Source organism: Pseudoalteromonas sp. P1-9, from assembly GCF_001399975.1.
Taxonomy (GTDB): domain Bacteria; phylum Pseudomonadota; class Gammaproteobacteria; order Enterobacterales; family Alteromonadaceae; genus Pseudoalteromonas.
On record NZ_LKBD01000005.1, the window covers coordinates 65,840 to 83,727 of the forward strand.

Sequence of the window (17,888 nt, forward strand, 5' to 3'; positions counted from 1 at the left end):
AATAAATCGCCGCGGAGTTTAGCATAGTCTGCCATATCTCAAGGTATTTTTATTGCTTTGGTAATACAATGTTATATTTCAACATAGCATGGTCGCTACCTGGGATATATTGGGTGGTAAATGTGTCGAGTAATAGTGAGTCACTTAATAAGCAGTGGTCAATGGTAAGTCCAAAAATCGAATACAACGGTTGCGGTAATTTAACAGGTGACCAAGATGCATAATGGCCAGCTAATTGATAGCAAGTGTTGAAACGATCAACACGCGTAAAGTGTTGTGACAACGGCCCGGTATTAAAATCACCTACTACTAATGTGTGTTTAATGTCATGGGGTTGGTTTAGTAGGTTTGTTAAGTACAACAACATCATATTGCGTTTATGCCACAATTTTTGATTACGCGGCGAGGGTGGGTGCAGCGCAAATACACGCAACTTTTCATGTCCTACGGCTAAATGCAGTTCAACAATAACACCCCGTACGCTGTTTTCAAAAACTGAGTGAGTGATACGTTGCAAAATTGGGAATTTAGTAATGACACCGATACCGTCTGGAAACCCTTCAATTTCGGCAGACCCATAATCAAAGTGATCTCCACGCAGTTCGATAAAGCGCGCGCGGTCGGTATCGTTCACTTCAAATAGTGCTGTTATATTGTTACGTTCATTGCCAAGTATGTTGTAAACGCCTTCAATCTCAGCATTGTAATAATTAATGTTAAGTTGGCTAACCGAAATGCTAGGGTCGCTGTAGTTATTAAATGAAAGAGTGATTGGTAGATTTATTAATAGAGTGGTGAGTGTAATCACAGCGATACTAGTTGCTAATTTTGGCTTGATAAAAATCAGTATCAACGATAAGCCAAAGCTCAGCATCAATAGATGTGGAATAAAACTTGTCACTAAATCAAGCCAATAATAAGTGGCTGAAAGCGACGACATTGCAACTAGCGCCAATGTGAAGGCAATGCTGATAATTATAAGCAGAAAATATTTAACCATAATCGCGAAAGGACAAATAGCTTAACTCTTTTAGTAATTTAACTAATAGTATAGTAAGCATTTTCAACTTGTTATTTGCCGTATAAATGAGTTTTAAGTGATACGTTCACTATTTAAATGTATTAAGAAATAAGCACATGTTAAAAATTAATGTCCTATTTAACTGCTTTAGCGCGACTTTGTATTGAATGACACACAATCGACTTTTAAAACCATGGTACTTGCTAACGCACTGTGCTAATCTGCGCGACCTTTTTTTGCTTAGGAGTATGCGATGATTGTTGGTTTTGATTATGGTAGTTCAAATTGCGCTATGGGTGTTTTAGAGCAAGGTGTTCCTAAGCTTGTACCGCTAGAGAATGGTAAACCGTATTTACCATCCACTTTATATGCACAGCACAACAGTTTAATTGTTGACTATGTAGCTAAAAATTTAGCTAAGGGCGACCTGGCTGACGCGTACGTTAGCCAACGAAAAGGACTGTTGTCTGGTATTCCTGCTATTCGCAGCGATCTTGATTTAGCAAATAATGAAAGCGGAATTTACATTGGGCGAGAAGCCATCGATGAGTATATAGAATTCCCCGAAGAAGGTTTTTACGTTAAATCTCCTAAATCATTTTTCGGTGCAACCGGATTAAAACCTGAGCAAATCGCATTTTTTGAAGACATTGCTACAGCCATGATTATGGCAATTAAAACCCGTGCCGAAAAGCATTTAAAACATAGTTTATCGCATACGGTAATTGGTCGCCCAGTTAACTTTCAAGCCGTTGGCGGAGAAGAAAGCAATCAACAAGCGATTAGTATATTAACCAAAGCAGCACAGCGAGCAGGGTTTAAACACGTAGAATTTTTGTATGAGCCACTGGCTGCTGGCATCGACTTTGAAACGTCTCTAACTGAAAATACCAAAGTGTTGGTGGTTGATATTGGCGGTGGTACGTCGGATTGCTCATTCGTGCAAATGGGTCCATCGTTTCGCGAAAACCATGACCGCAGCAACGACTTTCTTTCGCATACAGGTAAACGTATCGGCGGAAACGATTTAGATATTGCGCTAAGTTTTCATAAGTTGATGCCACAATTTGGCTTAGGAACACAAATGAAATCGGGTTTACCTATGCCACATCCACTTTATTGGCAGGCGTGTAAAATCAACGATATTCATTTGCAAAGTGAGTTTTACAGCGATTCAAATTATCGCGAATTAACGCGTTTATTACGTGATGTAGAGCAGCCAAATTTACTTTCGCGTTTAATTAAAGTGCTTGAGAATAAACAATCTCACCAAGTCGTTAGGCAAGGGGAGTTGGCGAAGATTGGTTTATCGGAAAAGAGCACGCATCATGCAGATCTTTCGTTTGTTGAATCTGATCTAATGCAGTTAATTGAACATCATGATTTGAGCGACGCGATTAATGACAGCTTAAAGCAAATGGTGAATCTTGCTAACGACGCAATTTGTGCTGCCGGTACCCGCCCAGATGTGATTTACCTTACTGGCGGCAGTGCACAATCGCCATTATTAAAACAGGCATTACAACAGGCTTTGGGTGATATTCCAATGTTAAATGGTGACAACTTTGGTAGTGTAACGGCTGGTTTAACCAAATGGGCGAATAAAATCTTTAAATAACCCGGTTTTCCAAACGTTTATTAGCTTAACATTAGCGTTGCATAAGGATTTGTTGCGCTAATGCAAAAGCGACACAACACGGCGTACTTATAAACACAATAACGCATTCCGTTTTAAGTGACGTATTTCCTTGAAATTAGGTACACCCTTTGCTTATATTAAATTATTGTAAATGGAGTCACGCAATATTAAGCCAGTTGCTACCTAACTTATCAAGGATGACTTATGAATACGTCAGCTCAAACCAATACTTCACACTCGTTGGTTAACCCCACCTTTCAGCGTAAGCTCGATTGGATAATGGTGTCGTTATTAACCGTTTTAATTATTGCAAATGCGTATCTTGCCCATTACGCCACAATAAACCATGGCGCATTTGATGTTCCCAGCAAGCAAATTGCGTTTATTCTTGGTACCACACTTGGTTTACCGTTTGTTGCAGTAGCAGCGACTTTGCTTTTTCCTTCAATGAGAATGCTTTCAACACAAATTAAAGTGCTAACACTTACATCGGCAATTGTGTTTGTATCAAATGTGCCGCTACTGGCATTGGCTTTTTAATTAGCCAATGTGACTTATCACCACAAACTCGCTTGGTGTTTGTGCGCTAAAGGTCGCGTGTTTAGTACGTACAAGCGTGCCATCAGTTGCCACTATTTGTCGCTCCGTGGTTTCAACATCAAGGTTACCCTTATACACATATGCTAATGTTTCTGTGTCAACACGGTAGCTTTCGCCAGTGGCGAGTTTAACGATATAAATATGAGTTTTACTATCAAACGTAGTGTTTTGAGTTTTATCACCACCGTAAATATGGGTAATGCCATGTTTATTTGTTTGATAGTATTTATACGCTGCAGGTTCGCCTAATGTTTCTGGCAACGCCCATAATTGCAATAAACGATTAGTTGACGAATTTGGGTTTATTTCATTGTGTGAAAAGCCTTCACCGCCAGCGCGCTGTACTTGCGCATCACCCGCTTGCAAACTTTTACCGTGCTCTAATGAACCTTCGTGGGTAACTTGCCCATCAAGCATGATAGTGATGACGTCTATCTCTTTATGGGGGTGCATTGTGGTTTCACCAAATGGGTTAAATTTGGCATCAGCCAAATAAACAAATTGACCCAGTCCTTCGAATGTTAACGGCGATTTACGTGAACCGAATAATCGACTATCCGTGACAAAACGGTGCTCAACTAAACCAGCAAAACCACCAAGTGGTAATTCGTTACGTGTTAATACTTGCATGGTATTTCCTATTCATTTTTTGCTTTGATAGATACATAGTAGAGTGAAATTATTGTTTTAAAAATACCTGTTTATGATTAAGATAAATTCATTTATAACAACAATTAGAATCAATGCTTAACTTAAATGATATGATGGTGTTTCTTGCTGTGGTAGAAAGCGGTAGCTTTACCGCAGCAGCACAAAGGTTAGCAATGCCAAAAGCTAACGTCAGTCGGAAAATAGCAAAACTAGAGTTAACGTTAGGTATTACCTTACTTGAAAGAACAACGCGCTCGCAAAAATTAACAGAAGCGGGCAAGCACTACATAGCGCACTGCAAACGTATTTATGAAGAAGCAGCACTAGCCAATGCGGTGGTTGATAATGCACTCAATACGGTTTCAGGCGAAATAAAACTTGGCGCATCCGTGTCGATAGGGCAAGAGATTCTAAGGCCCAAGATCACAGAATTTTTATCTCAATATCCTGAGCTTTCATTGCAACTTAATTTAACCAATCAACGCGTCGATTTAGTTGAAGGTGGATTTGATATGTTAGTTCGAATTGGCAAGCTTGACGATTCAAACCTAATAGCTAAAAAGCTGGGATGCGCTACTCGAGGATTATACGCAAGTGCAAAATACTTAAATGCATTAGCAAATGAACCCGACATTAAATCTCTAGACACATTAAATTGGCTCGTAATGAGCAGCAGTTTCAGCGTGTCGGGCATTACACTATTAAACCAACCTCAGACACATGAAATTAGTTTTTCACCCAAATTGATTACTGATGACTTTAGTGTTGTTAAGCAAGCATGCGTTGACGGGCTAGGGATAACCGCCTTACCCAATTATATGTGTCAAGATGATGTAAACTCTGGGCGTTTGGTTAAGGTATTACCTGATTGGCAATTAGCGTCGTCAGATATGTATGCGATTTATCCTAAAAACCGTATAAACTTACCAAAAATAAAAATATTACTGCAGTTTTTAGAAAGTGTATTTACTGAGAAATTAGCGTGCTAATAAAAAAGGGAAGCATTTGCTTCCCTTAATTTGTGTTAGGTGTAAATAGTAAATAACTCAGAGTTAACCCATAAATGCACCAAAATACTTGCAGCATAACCAAGCGCAATCACCGGTGCCCATTTTAAATGACCAAAGAAGGTATAGTAACCACGCGCCTGACCCATTAATGCCACACCCGCCGCAGAACCAATTGATAACAAGCTACCGCCCACGCCTGCTGTAAGCGTAATTAATAACCACTGACCGTGTGATAATTCAGGCGACATGGCAAGTACCGCAAACATGACTGGAATGTTATCGATAACCGCAGAAATCATCCCCAGTAATACGTTTGCCGTCGTTGCTGACATACCGCCGTATAGCGCTTCAGACATTAATGTTAAATAGCCTAAGAAACCAAGACCGCCAACACACACTACGATGCCGTAGAAGAATAATAAGGTGTCCCATTCTGCGCGTGATACTTTAGCAAATACATCAAACGGTACTACGCTACCCAATGATTTTAAGCGTCTTTCATCGCCTTTACTTTCAGCAAGCGCTTTTTTACGTGCAAGAGAGCCTGGTAATGTCATGCGTAGGAAATAACCAAAGAATTGTAAATAACCTAGGCCCATCATCATGCCAAGTACTGGTGGTAAGTGAAGTAGGCTATGACACAATACAGCGGTGGTTACGGTAAGTAAAAATAGGCATAAGATGCGGATTGCACCGCGCTTTAATTCAACATCTACTTGCGCTGCAGCTGGCTGTTTACGTTCAACAAAGAAGCTCATAATCGCAGCTGGTACAAGGTAATTAACTACTGACGGTAAGAATAACGCAAAGAATTCAAGGAATTCGACTTTGCCTGCTTGCCACACCATAAGTGTTGTAATATCGCCAAATGGACTAAATGCGCCACCTGCATTGGCTGCAATAACAATGTTAATACAGCATAAATTAATAAACTTCTTGTCGCCTTCAGCCACTTTCATTACCACAGCACACATGAGTAGTGCGGTGGTTAAGTTGTCTGCGATTGGTGAGATAAAGAATGATAACCAACCAGTTAACCAAAATAACACAGGATAACTAAAGCCTTTACGGATCATCCACGCGCGCAATGCATCAAATACTCTACGTTCTTCAAGTGCATTAATGTAGGTCATAGCAACTAATAGGAACAACATTAACTCGGCAAATTCAAGCAAGTTGTGTCTAAACGCAGCTTCAGTGATCCCTGGCAAGTCATTATTAACGTAATAACTACCAATTAAAATCCAAATTAAACCTGCAGCAACCAGTACCGGTTTGGACTTACGCATATGTAACTTTTCTTCAAGCATCACAAATGCGTATGCTAAAACGAAAATTGCGATACAGATGTAGCCCAGTGTGCTCGCAGTTAAATCAAGAGGAGAGCCGACCGTGGAGGCGGCCATTGAAGTCGGAGTAAACAGCATAAAGCTGAATAACAGTAGACACAAAAACAGCTTGTTATTCATGAGTGAAGCCTTGTATTAAAATTGCAGCGTTTGTTAAAAAGCGCGCGAACATTAGCACAAATATTTAACAAGTTGCATAGTACAGAGGTCTAAGTGGCTAAAATATTGACAAATAGCGGAAATAGATCAAAAGAATGTGTGATTTATGACAGTCACGCTAAGTTGATGAACGCTTAATGCTAAGTGATTACGCTATATACAAAAATAATGGTAATAAAGGCGGTATAGAATAAAGATAAATAACAGTATCCAGCCGTTTTTAAATTAACATGTGGTGTTAAAAAAAGCCCGGTTTAAACCGGGCTCTTATACGTTCTTTTTTGATTACCAGATGCGAACACGCTCTTCTGGTTTAAGGTAAAGAGCATCACCTTCTTTTACGTCAAACGCTTTGTACCATGCATCATGGTTACGTGGCGCAAGCGCACGGAAACGACCTGGTGCGTGAGTACCGGCGCGTAATTGGTTAAGCATGCTTTGCTCTGTGCGTTTTTCTTTCCACACTTGTGCCCATGCTAAGAAGAAACGCTGATCGCCTGTTAAGCCATCAATTACTTCGGCTTCTTTACCGTTAAGGCTTAATTTATACGCGTGATAAGCCATTGCAAGGCCGCCCACATCACCGATGTTTTCACCTAAGCTGTTACGACCGTTTACAAAGTTATCTGGAATTGGTTCGTACTTGCTGTATTGATCAGCTAATTTGTCTGCTTTTGCTTCAAAGGCAGAACGGTCTGAATCAGTCCACCAGTTACGTTGAATACCATTAGCATCAGATTTCGAACCCTGATCATCAAAACCGTGACCCATTTCGTGACCAATTACCGCGCCAATCGCACCATAGTTAACTGCTGCGTCCGCGTTTGGATCAAAGAATGGCGGCTGTAAGATAGCTGCTGGGAATACAATCTCATTAAACGAGCTGTTGTAGTATGCGTTTACGCGCTGTGGTGTCATGCCCCAACGATTACGATCTGTTTTTTCAAGCTCTTTTGCTGCACTTTCTGCACGGAAGAATTGACGCGTGTTACGCACATTGCCCATTAAATCATCTTTAGCGATTTTCAGGCCGTCGAACTCTTGCCATACATCTGGGTAACCAATTTTAGGGTTAAACGCAGCAAGTTTCGCTTTTGCGTTAACCTTAGTTTCGGCGCCCATCCAGTCTAAACCATCGATACGCTCACCAAGTGCAGTGCGAAGGTTTTCTACAAGCTCAGCCATTTGCGCTTTTGATGACTCTGGGAAGTAACGTTTTACGTATACTTTACCAATTGCAAAGCCCATTGATTCAGTGCCTGACATTGCACCAATTGCACGCTTCCAACGTGGACGCGGTTCTTGTTGACCACTTAACTCTTTACCGAAGAATTCGAAATTATTTGCATAGATTTCTTCAGAAAGTAGGCTTGCATTACCACGGATCGCATGAAACGTTAGGTAATCTTTCCAAACGTTAATTTCTTCACCATTAATCAGAGTAATCATGGCTTTGATTGGTTCTGGCTGAGCCATATTTAGCTGCGGCACTTTATAACCTGTTTGCTCAAAATACAGATCCCAGTTAAAACCAGGATATTCTTTTGCAAGGTCAGTGCGCTTAATTTGGTTTAGTGTTAAATCGCGATTACGACGTTTTTCACGTGGCCAATGACCTTCAGCGATTTTAGTTTCAAGCGCTAAAATTGCTTTTGCGCGCTCGTTGGTATTATCAACGCCGGCAAATTTAAGTGCACTTGCAATGTGCGCAACGTATGCGTCACGTGTCTTAGCAAAACGCTCGCTGTCTTCAAGGTAATATGAACGATCTGGTAAACCTAAACCGCCAGCGCCCATCGACATTTCATATTGATTTGGGTCTAAACGATTAAACCACATACCACCGCCAATCGGTGATGACACACTTGTTAGCCATGCATTACCAAAGATACGCGTTAAGTCATCCGTGTTTTTAACTGAACCAATTTCATCAAGTAAACCTTGGATTGGCGTAATGCCTTTTTTGTTGATTGTTTCAACATCCATATACGCATTGTAGAAATCAGCAATCATTTGCTCTTCTGCGTTTAAGTCTTTACGACTTGTAATATCATCGATGATTTCTTTAACTTGTTTTTCACTGCGTTCAGCAAGTGCAGTAAATGCACCAAAGCGCGTTTTATCCGCTGGCATTACATAGTTGTCATACCATGTGCCACTTGCGTACATAAAAAAGTCGTCACCTGGTTTTACGTCTAAATTGCGTGCTGTAAGATCGACGCCAAAGCTGCCAAGCTCTGCTTTAGTTTGCGCAGCTGTTTCTGTGGCTACAGGTGCTTTCGCTTGTTGTTCTTTTTCTACTTTAGCGGTATCAGCTTGCTGGTCGCCACAACCACCAAGAAACGCAGTTGCAAGTGCAACCGCAAGAATTGATTTTTTCATTAAGATTTCCCTTAGCGTTAAATATTTCTATTTTGCGTTAAAAATTGCAAAACTTAGCTTGTTTTTAACGAAAATACGTCAAGATAGCAAATAGAACACGTTTAACAACGCGCTGTTTTGTAAATAAATATGTTTATACTGCTTAAGTTATTGTGTTTGCAAAGATAATCTAGGTTCGTTTAGCGTGCTAAAAGGCATCACTAGGTTTCGTCCATTTTCTTTTGCTCGGTAAAGAGCTTTGTCAGCATTAATAATGCTTGGTTTAAGTAACGACTCAATTTCACACACACCAAAGCTTGCCGTTATTGATAAGGCATCATGGGTATACGAGCTAATGGTGGTGTTTTCGATTTGCATCCGTACCTTATTAATTAAGTCAAATGCTTGCTTTTCGCTATGATTTGGCAGGGCAATGATAAATTCTTCACCCCCAAGTCGTGCGACGATGGCATTATCGGGCGTGAATTTTTGCAATATATCGGCAAAGACCACAAGCACTTCATCACCGACTTGGTGTCCGTATTTATCGTTAAACTTCTTAAAAAAATCAATGTCAGCGATGGCAATACTAACAGGATAGTTTTGTGTAGCGTCAGCTAATACTGCTTCGGTCGCTTGGTCAAAGTAACGTCGATTGTAAAGTTGTGTTAGCGGGTCGGTGTTAGCCTGCACCTGCAGCGCAGCTTGTTGTTTTTCAATACGCTCTAACACTCTAATCCGGTACGAAATAATAAACGCTAACACAAAGGACTCGAGCATAATGCCAATGCCGACACCGTGACTTGTTACATAGGTGTTTGGTAATAGACCTTTGTAATAGCCGATGGCTAATAGGTTAAAGGTAAAAAACAAACCGTGACCAAATAAGAAGTATTTTGCCAACGGGTTTCCTTTTTTTAAAATAGAAAGAGAGACACTTAACGTCACCACAATCATTATTGCGGCTAATGTGCTTGCTGGTTTTAATGCTGTAATAATATCAAATACACCAAACACTAAATCAGATACCAGTAGCAGTAATACAAACATAAGTGCTTTGTGCTCAGTCGGGTAAAGGCGTTTGGTTTCAAAAATACTGACCATAAATAGGATCAGAAAGCTTGGCATGGTAAGTAGCGAAAGGTGCAGATGCATCATGGCTTTGCCATAAATGCCAAATAAGGTTGCTAAAAAACCATAGGAAAGGGCAATCCACGTTGTACCCGAGACTAAATACAGCGCATAGAAAATGTTTTCTGTTTTACGTGATGATAAAAACAGTATGACGTTGTAAAACATCAGCGCCAACAGCATGCCAACCATGATGGCAATATCATGATTTTCGCTCACAAGAGCATGTTTTGATTGGGTTTCATCGTATAGCGCAAGCGTAAACCATTGGTGTGAGAATACATCACTTTTAAAGTAAACCTGATACCGCTCATTAGGTGAAAGTATTAAAGGAAACACTGCGGTTCCACCATATAACATTTCATGGGCTTGATTGTTTTCTAGGTCAATAGAATGGCGTATTTGTGTGTTGCTATCTCTAATTAGATAAAGGGTTAACTGCTGGGTGTGGTAAGCCTCTGGCACATGCAAAAAAAGTTGTTTTTCTGAAGCCGAGGAGTTGTGCAAAGCAAATCGAACCCAAGTTGTTTTTGCATTTGTACCAAACGTAAGGCGGTTGGTCGCTCTGGAAAACGGCACATTTTGTATATCAGCGATACTTTGCGTACGAGATCCATCAATATAAAAGTGTGTATCAAATTGCGTTAATGCAATTGGATCTTGGTTTACTGTAATTTGGGCATTTGCTGAAAAACTTAAAAATAGTAGTAAAAATACCAACATGGCAGCTAAAGGCATCTTTTTTTTGGTATTTATAGCCTTAAAAAAACCATAAAACTAACACACTTTATTACAGCAGTGAGTGTTACAAAGACAACCTTTCGCCTTCATTCATAATGTAAAATTGACTGTCTGTTTCAATGATTTTTAAAGTGTGTAACAGCCTAAAAAGAGCGGAGTGAGAGCTGTGGTCGCCCATTTGCCAGCTGGCATTGCCATAACTCCAAGGTATGGTCACTTTGCAGTTAAGGTCGTTTGCCGCCGCTACAGCGTCCTCAGGTCGTGTATGTACATAGCGATACCAAGCCTCGTGCTCTTGGTGAAAATAAGAGGCGATTGGTAGTAAACATACATCAATATCACCATATTGACGCTGAATATCTTTAAAATGATCTGAATAACCTGTGTCGCCGGCAAAAAATAAAGTGTTGCCGTTTTCTTCTAATACCCAACCGCCCCAAAGCGCCTGATTATCGTCGTTGTATAAAAATGGCACCCAAATTCGACTATTAAAATGATGGGCTCGCACAAAGTCGGCTTTGGTTTGCCCAACGAGATGCGTTGTAAACCAATCCATTTCGTGAATGGTGTAGTGGTTGTCGTCAAAGTGATTGGCAAAGTTTAGCGGCACTAAATATTTAGGTTTATTACCAATTAACGCAATATCGTGCTTATTAAAATGATCATAATGTAAGTGGGAATACAACACCGCATCGATATCGCTTAGGTTTTGCACTTTGCTTTTGGGCGATTGACGCTCAAAGCCATTTGCCATCTGAAACGCCAAATTCACTGGCCAATCAAATTCACCAAATACCGGATCAAACAAAAATCGTTTGCCTGATGGTGTTGTAACTTCAAAGCTTGTATGACCAAGCCAATGAATTTTATAGCCTGAGTGTGTTGTTAGTTTTGGGTTTTTACCAATGTATTGGCATTGCTCCATATCACTTTCGCAGTCGATATTGTCAGTAGGGGGGTAGCAATTTTCTTCACAGCTGTAGGGATATGTTTTATTACCGGGGTAACGATTAATATAGCGACCTTGCTTTAGGCTAGCACCTTCTGCGTTTAGGTTATTTGTTGTTATGCTATTTGATGCGCAACCAACAAGCAGCGAAATCGTAGCGTAGAGCGCCAACTTATACCTTGGATTCATTAATATTTTTATAATTATGTAAATGAATTATCTTGGGTGAAGTGTAATGGCAGTTTACGGCATCTGTAAAGCAGCCAGCATACTGTGGCAGTCGCTAACGTAAATAATATGGCTTGAAGTGCACCAATTACAAAACTAAGGCTTAAAGCAAAACCAAAAACACATTCTGCACGATATGATTTTACGACACAGGCAATTACTGCGATGCCAATAATTAAAGTTGCGGTGTATAACTCCATTGCCCAATAGTAGCTGCCAGCAAGCGTAGCACCGTAGTTGAATGAAAATACAAATCCAATTAGTGCGTAGGTGGTTGCTTTACCACGATTAATGGTCGTGCTTTGAAGGCGTTTTCGCATTAAAAGTAAACAACACAATGAAAAGATAGGCATGACAACCAGTGAAAACCAAGATGGCACATCAAGTAGGTAAGGCGCATCCAATACACCAATAAATACAATCTCAGGATTGAAGTAATGCCAGCATAAAACAGCAGCTTGTAACAATGCTACCAACGCAGTAACGCACCATAGAAATTTATTTTTTATCATAGGAATTCTCGTTTGGTGTTTTTATTAACTATGGCAATAATTAAGCCAAAACGAAAGTTATTGAAAATCAGTAGCTTAAATTTCAGGTGATATGTGTATGTTTATTTTTTTGTTAGATTTTAGGCAAATAGGCTAGTGGGTTAGCCTTTTTCACAACGATTAATGGTATAATTTTACACATGTGTTTTTCACTTGTAACGTCATGTCATTTTCAGCATTTAACCTAAATTCTCACTTATCCGAAACCTTAACGCGATTGGATTATCACACGGCAACACCTATTCAATCATTGGCTATTCCAGAAATTATGGCCGGCCACGATATCATTGCGCACGCGCAAACAGGAACCGGTAAAACCGCAGCGTTTATGTTACCCATTATCGATAAGCTGTTATCTCGTCAGTCGATATCCAATACGGTAAGTGCCTTAATCTTAGTGCCAACACGAGAGCTTGCGCAACAAGTTGCAAAAGCGAGTACTCAGTACAGCGAAAACTGTGGGTTAAGTGTGGCGTGCTTGTATGGTGGCGCAAATATTGGCCCACAAGAAAAACAACTTAAACAAGGCGCGCAAATTGTTGTAGCAACGCCAGGCCGTTTGCTCGATCATTTGATTAAAGGCACGCTTTCGCTGTCAGATTTAGCGTATTTAGTATTCGATGAAGCCGATCGCATGCTGGATATGGGTTTTATGGGTGAAATAAAGCGCATTATGCGTCATGTACCTTTAACGCGACAAACCTTGCTGTTTTCAGCCACGGTTGATGAGCAAGTACTCAATAATGTATCGCAATGGCTAAATGAACCAAAACGCATCGGGGTAGATGCGCCCAACACGGCGGCAACCAAAGTTGAGCAATTATTTTATGCTGTTGACGATGAACGAAAGCGCGAGTTAATCGCTTACACCATAGGTAAAAACAACTGGCACCAAGTATTGGTTTTTACGCGTACCAAACATTATGCCGATGAACTTGCGAAAGAACTTAATAAAGACGGCTTACCAACAAAGGCGATTCATGGTGACAAATCTCAAGGGGCGCGAAATAAAGCGCTTGAGCAGTTTCGCGCCGGCGAGTTACGTGTTTTAGTGGCAACCGATGTCGCGGCGCGTGGAATCGATATTCCGAGTTTGGATTATGTGATTAATGCTGAGTTGCCGTATATCGCGGAGGATTACGTACACCGTATTGGCAGAACCGGACGTGCAGGGAAAGCAGGAACTGCAATTTCATTGGTTAGCCTAGACGAAAATTGGTTATTGGAAGAAATTGAAGTATTACTGGATGAACGTTTAACCCCACAATGGTTAACGGGGTTTGAACCGGATTTAACCCGAGAGCCAAAAGACAATAGAAAAAATACCGCAAAATCTCGCAAACAGCGAGATAAAAAGCGTATTTTAGGTCAACGTAGTAATCGTCGCCGTAAAAAAAATTAACTGTGCACTTGTTTGTTTCTAATGTAATTGGTCGTTAATAACGACAGTAATTTATCTAAAGGCGCGTTTTACGCGCTTTTTTAATTACCCTTAGTTATCGGTTGCGAATAGATAACTAATTTATTTGTATTAATAAATTTTGTTTTGCTGAAATTAAACTATTGTGAAAGAGGAGTCGTATCATTTAATCGCTTTGCTTGCCAAATTTAGGGAGGCACACAATGCTAAAAAACCTACCGATTGTTCTTAAGCTCTTTCTTATTTTGCTTATACCAAGTGTGCTTAGCGGGTTTTTAATTTACCAGTTAAACAAAAGCAGTGAAGTACAAGTTGCGGCGCAAACTCACATAAATGAGGTCATTGAGTTAACCCAATTACTTAACAATGTGGCGCATAACTTTGCAGTAGAGCGTGGGTTAAGCGCTGGGTACTTGGGCTCCGGTGGCACTCAAGGTAAACAAGCATTGCAGTCGCAACGTAAAAATGCCGATAGTGCAGCAGATGCACTCTTATTGAATATCGATAAAATACAATCCTTATCACTGAACAAGCACTCCTTGGATGTGTTGCAGCAACTACAACAGCTGTTTTCTAAACGTACCGAAATAAGAACTAATGTGGATGCACTTTCACCTGACTCTGGCTTTTTTGATTTTTACTCAACGATTAATGCACATGCAATTACGCTCACTGAAAAGCTATCGGTTTATATTACTGACCCAGAGCTGTCAGCTAAATTTAAATCGTCAATTCAGTTAATTTGGCTAAAAGAGCATTTAGGACAAGTGCGTGGCGCCTTAAATGGGGTATTTGCAAAAGGTGATTACACGCCGCAGCGCGCACAGGCAGTAAGTCGCTTTATAGCCGAAATACGAAAGCGTGAAAAGCAATTTACCCATTATTCCAATAACAAGTATTTGCAGCGTTTTGAGGCGCTAAAAACTGACCCTCAAGTGATAAACGTAAAAGCAATGACTGCCATATTTATCAATAATGTTGCAATTAGGAACGATAAAAAATCTTTATTGCTGCTACTTAGTCAAGACGCTTTGAGCGCGCAATCGATGGATGATTTGAATGCTATTGTATTGAATATGAAGCCGTATCTATCCGCGGACGTGTATTCGGCGCTTCGAAATGATGTGAGCGACATAAAGGCTGAGCGTAACATTACAGGTAAACAAAAAAGCGCCATTGGTAAGCGACTTGCTACTGCCGTTATATTGCCACATGTTGATGCAAAAACCTGGTTTGTTAGAGCTACGGACGAAATAAAATTGGTTAATGAGCTTATTAAGTCGTTGGCAACTGAAATAGCAAATAGCGCAAAACAAAATTTAAATAGCACAGAGCAGACATTACAAAATGCGTTTTATACAGCGCTTGCATTTTTACTGGTCAGTTTGATTATTGGTTTTGTGATTGCGAACTCATTTAAAAAAGCGCTGAACATAATTCAACAAACCATTCAGCAAATACAACAAGACAACGATTACAGTTTACGAATTGCGATTAATCAGCGAGACGAAATTGGTAATACCGCTAAAAATGTTAATGCGTTACTTGAAAATTTGAGCAATGCTTTTAGTGAGATAGGCGATATGAGTAATGCCTTGGCTAATGGCCGATACAACCAAATTAATTACAGTGGCAAATACAACGGCGACTTGGCAAAAGTGGTGTCGCAAATTGAAACAGCAAGCAAACAGGTAGGTATAGGTGTTGGGGAAATACGAAAAGTGATGTCGGCGGTAAAACAGGGCGACTTTTCAAATTCCATTAGCGAGAATTTACAAGGGCAGCTAGGGCAACTAAAAGACGATGTAAATAGCACGGTTAATACCTGCAATCGGTCGTTTAGTGCAATATCAAACGTTGTTAACGATTTAGCGTGTGGCAATCTAAGCAATCAATATACTCATCAACTACAAGGGGAGTTTGCGGTTTTACTGGATTCGGCTATCAACTGTCGCGATACGCTACAGCAAATTATTGAAAAAGATATCCAACAGCTGGTGGATTGTGCAACTTTAGGCGAGTTAGACGTCTCTATTAATGAGAAAAATAAACAAGGCGGTTTCTTAACCCTCACGCAAAGCATTAATAAATTACAACAGATTAACCGCAATGTGATAGATGAAGTCGATAATGTTTTTGCAAATTTGTCTCAGGGCAATTTGGCAGTAACAATAGACGGGGAATACGAAGGTGCGTACGCACGCTTACAACTTAATGCCAATAAAACCATTTCTACACTTAATCACATCATTGAGAATGAAATTACTGAAATAGTGCAAAGTTGTTTATCGGGCGAATTGACCACGCGTATTAATACTGAAGATAAATCAGGATTTTTCTTGTCGTTGAGTGAATCGTTAAACAACTTAGTAGCGCTTAATCAAAATGTTATCAGTGAGCTCAACTCGGTTGCGAATGCGCTAGCGAATGGCAATCTACATATACATGTAAATGGTGATTATACCGGTGAATTCAACACCCTAAAAACGAATATAAATAAATCACTTGAGCAGCTAAGCCAAGTTATTGAAGTAGAAGTTCAAGATGTTATCGGTGCGTTACAAGTAGGTAATCTAGATAAACGCATTGATAGCGCCAATAAACAAGGTTGCTTTTTACAGCTGAGTGATGGCGTAAATGAAATCATATCGGTTGTTAGTCGAGTACTGAACGACTTAGGCCAACTATTTGAAAGTTTGGTTGCAGGAGATCTAAGGGCGAGTGTTACAACACACTATGATGGTCAATTTAAACGTTTGAAAGATAATGCGAATACCTCAGTTGGTAAGTTGAACTCGCTGTTATCAAATTTACTTAATCTAGCGCAGTCTGTGTCAAATAGTGTTCATGAAATTGCGCATGCAAATGAAGATTTGAGACGCCGCACAGAATCCCAAGCAAGCGCGGTAGAAGAAACGAGTGTGAGCGTACAACGAGTACATGAGTCAGCAAAAGTAGCGCAATCTAACTTACTGGATACTGAGAAACTTATGCTAACGATGCAAACTAGTGCGCAAAACGGGCAGGTTATTGCGCTTGAGGCGAAAGAAACGATGCAACAAGTGAGCGCATCAAGCGATCGTATTAAAAACATTATTGGCGTTATTGATGAAATTGCGTTTCAAACTAACTTACTCGCATTGAATGCCGCTGTAGAAGCTGCACGAGCAGGCGAGCACGGTCGCGGTTTTAGTGTGGTAGCGAGCGAAGTAAGGAGCCTCGCACAGCGCAGCGCCCAGTCAGCAAACGAAATAAAGTCTTTAATCACATCGAGTGTTGAGCAAGTGTCACATGGTAACCTACATGTTGAACAATCAAGTGAAGCGCTTGTTGGTATCGCAAATTCTATTAACAATGCTAACGAAAAAATGGAAGAGATTGCCGAGGCAAATAAACGACAAACAGCAAGCTTTAACGAAATAAATATTGCTGTCACGAATATTGAAGAAAGTACGCAGCAAAACGCCGCAATGGTGGAACAAATTGCCAGCTCTGCAGCCGTGCTGAATGAAGAAACCAAACGTATGGTTGATGAAGTGAACTTCTTTAAAATTGGATAGCAACATAGTTTGCTATCCATTGAATGTGTTAGCTAAGCGTGATTAGAAAATGCAGTTTGTAAGTGACTTATTTAATAAAGTAACCGATTGCTTGCCACTTTCCATCAATCAGTGTCATAGACAAAGTTTCAATACTTTCACGTTTATTTTCATATTGCGTACTAAATTGCATTACTTGATACGTGCCATCCGGCATGCCTGGCAGACTCGTATGACGGGTACTATCAAGCGGACTTCGTTGTATTACTTTACCTAATGGCGTGCGTACTTGTTCAAGAGCAAGTTGCCACTGTGCTTCACTTACTTGATTTTTAAAGCGGTCACTGGTGTCTTGCCAAGATGCTTGGTAATTGCCGCTATCAATCAGTTCAAGCCAATTGTTTGCACTTTGTTCATAGGCTTTATCGTTAGCAACGGCACTGAATGCGATAAAACAAAGAAGGATAAATAATCGTTTCATTGTGAAATACCTTTTTCTTAAAACTGTCATCACGTTATCAAAATATTGACATAATAAG

The 17,888-nt window shown here is 40.2% G+C and carries 13 protein-coding genes; 5 read left to right on the forward strand and 8 right to left on the reverse strand.

The genetic code is table 11. The annotated features are described in order from the left end of the window. Positions 1-49: 49 nt before the first annotated feature. Positions 50-940 (reverse strand): endonuclease/exonuclease/phosphatase family protein, encoded by an 891-nt coding sequence (locus AN214_RS05095; protein ID WP_152960710.1) that lies wholly within the window; start codon positions 938-940, stop codon positions 50-52. 334 nt (positions 941-1,274) lie between these two features. Here AN214_RS05095 and yegD point away from each other — a divergent pair, with 334 nt between their 5' ends. Together yegD and AN214_RS05105 are read left to right on the forward strand one after the other, a co-directional pair. Continuing rightward, positions 1,275-2,639: a molecular chaperone gene (gene yegD, locus AN214_RS05100; protein WP_054978709.1), complete on the forward strand. Its 1,365-nt coding sequence runs from the start codon at positions 1,275-1,277 to the stop codon at positions 2,637-2,639. A 225-nt stretch (positions 2,640-2,864) separates the two neighbouring features. After that, positions 2,865-3,200, forward strand: coding sequence for a hypothetical protein (locus AN214_RS05105; RefSeq protein ID WP_054978710.1), 336 nt, complete (start codon positions 2,865-2,867; stop codon positions 3,198-3,200). Here AN214_RS05105 and AN214_RS05110 read toward each other — a convergent pair whose 3' ends face one another. Then, on the reverse strand, positions 3,201-3,890 hold the full coding sequence (locus AN214_RS05110) for a pirin family protein (protein ID WP_054978711.1): 690 nt from the start codon (positions 3,888-3,890) through the stop codon (positions 3,201-3,203). 113 nt (positions 3,891-4,003) lie between these two features. Between AN214_RS05110 and AN214_RS05115 the strand changes: the two genes are divergently transcribed. Beyond that, positions 4,004-4,900: a LysR family transcriptional regulator gene (locus AN214_RS05115; RefSeq protein ID WP_054978712.1), complete on the forward strand. Its 897-nt coding sequence runs from the start codon at positions 4,004-4,006 to the stop codon at positions 4,898-4,900. 35 nt (positions 4,901-4,935) lie between these two features. On the opposite strand, the gene nhaD is transcribed toward AN214_RS05115, so the two are convergent. The 5 genes from nhaD to AN214_RS05140 all read right to left on the reverse strand — a co-directional run bounded on the left by nhaD (position 4,936) and on the right by AN214_RS05140 (position 12,351). Beyond that, positions 4,936-6,348, reverse strand: coding sequence for a sodium:proton antiporter NhaD (gene nhaD / locus AN214_RS05120; RefSeq protein ID WP_040642663.1), 1,413 nt, complete (start codon positions 6,346-6,348; stop codon positions 4,936-4,938). 366 nt (positions 6,349-6,714) lie between these two features. Continuing rightward, positions 6,715-8,811: a M13 family metallopeptidase gene (locus AN214_RS05125; RefSeq protein ID WP_054978713.1), complete on the reverse strand. Its 2,097-nt coding sequence runs from the start codon at positions 8,809-8,811 to the stop codon at positions 6,715-6,717. A 147-nt stretch (positions 8,812-8,958) separates the two neighbouring features. Then, a complete protein-coding gene (locus AN214_RS05130) occupies positions 8,959-10,659 on the reverse strand; it encodes a diguanylate cyclase (protein WP_054978714.1) in 1,701 nt (566 codons plus the stop codon). Between the two features lie 67 nt (positions 10,660-10,726). Next, positions 10,727-11,800, reverse strand: a complete 1,074-nt coding sequence (locus tag AN214_RS05135) for an MBL fold metallo-hydrolase (RefSeq protein ID WP_054978715.1) — start codon at positions 11,798-11,800, stop codon at positions 10,727-10,729. Positions 11,801-11,814: 14 nt separating this feature from the next. Continuing rightward, on the reverse strand, positions 11,815-12,351 hold the full coding sequence (locus tag AN214_RS05140) for a hypothetical protein (protein WP_054978716.1): 537 nt from the start codon (positions 12,349-12,351) through the stop codon (positions 11,815-11,817). A gap of 202 nt (positions 12,352-12,553) precedes the next feature. Between AN214_RS05140 and AN214_RS05145 the strand changes: the two genes are divergently transcribed. Both AN214_RS05145 and AN214_RS05150 read left to right on the forward strand, forming a co-directional pair. After that, positions 12,554-13,792 (forward strand): DEAD/DEAH box helicase, encoded by a 1,239-nt coding sequence (locus AN214_RS05145; protein ID WP_054978717.1) that lies wholly within the window; start codon positions 12,554-12,556, stop codon positions 13,790-13,792. A gap of 221 nt (positions 13,793-14,013) precedes the next feature. Next, positions 14,014-17,370, forward strand: a complete 3,357-nt coding sequence (locus tag AN214_RS05150; protein WP_054978718.1) for a methyl-accepting chemotaxis protein — start codon at positions 14,014-14,016, stop codon at positions 17,368-17,370. Positions 17,371-17,437: 67 nt separating this feature from the next. Here AN214_RS05150 and AN214_RS05155 read toward each other — a convergent pair whose 3' ends face one another. After that, positions 17,438-17,830 carry a DUF4019 domain-containing protein gene (locus tag AN214_RS05155; protein WP_054978719.1) on the reverse strand — a complete coding sequence of 131 codons (393 nt, stop codon included), beginning with the start codon at positions 17,828-17,830 and terminating at the stop codon, positions 17,438-17,440. Positions 17,831-17,888 lie beyond the last annotated feature (58 nt).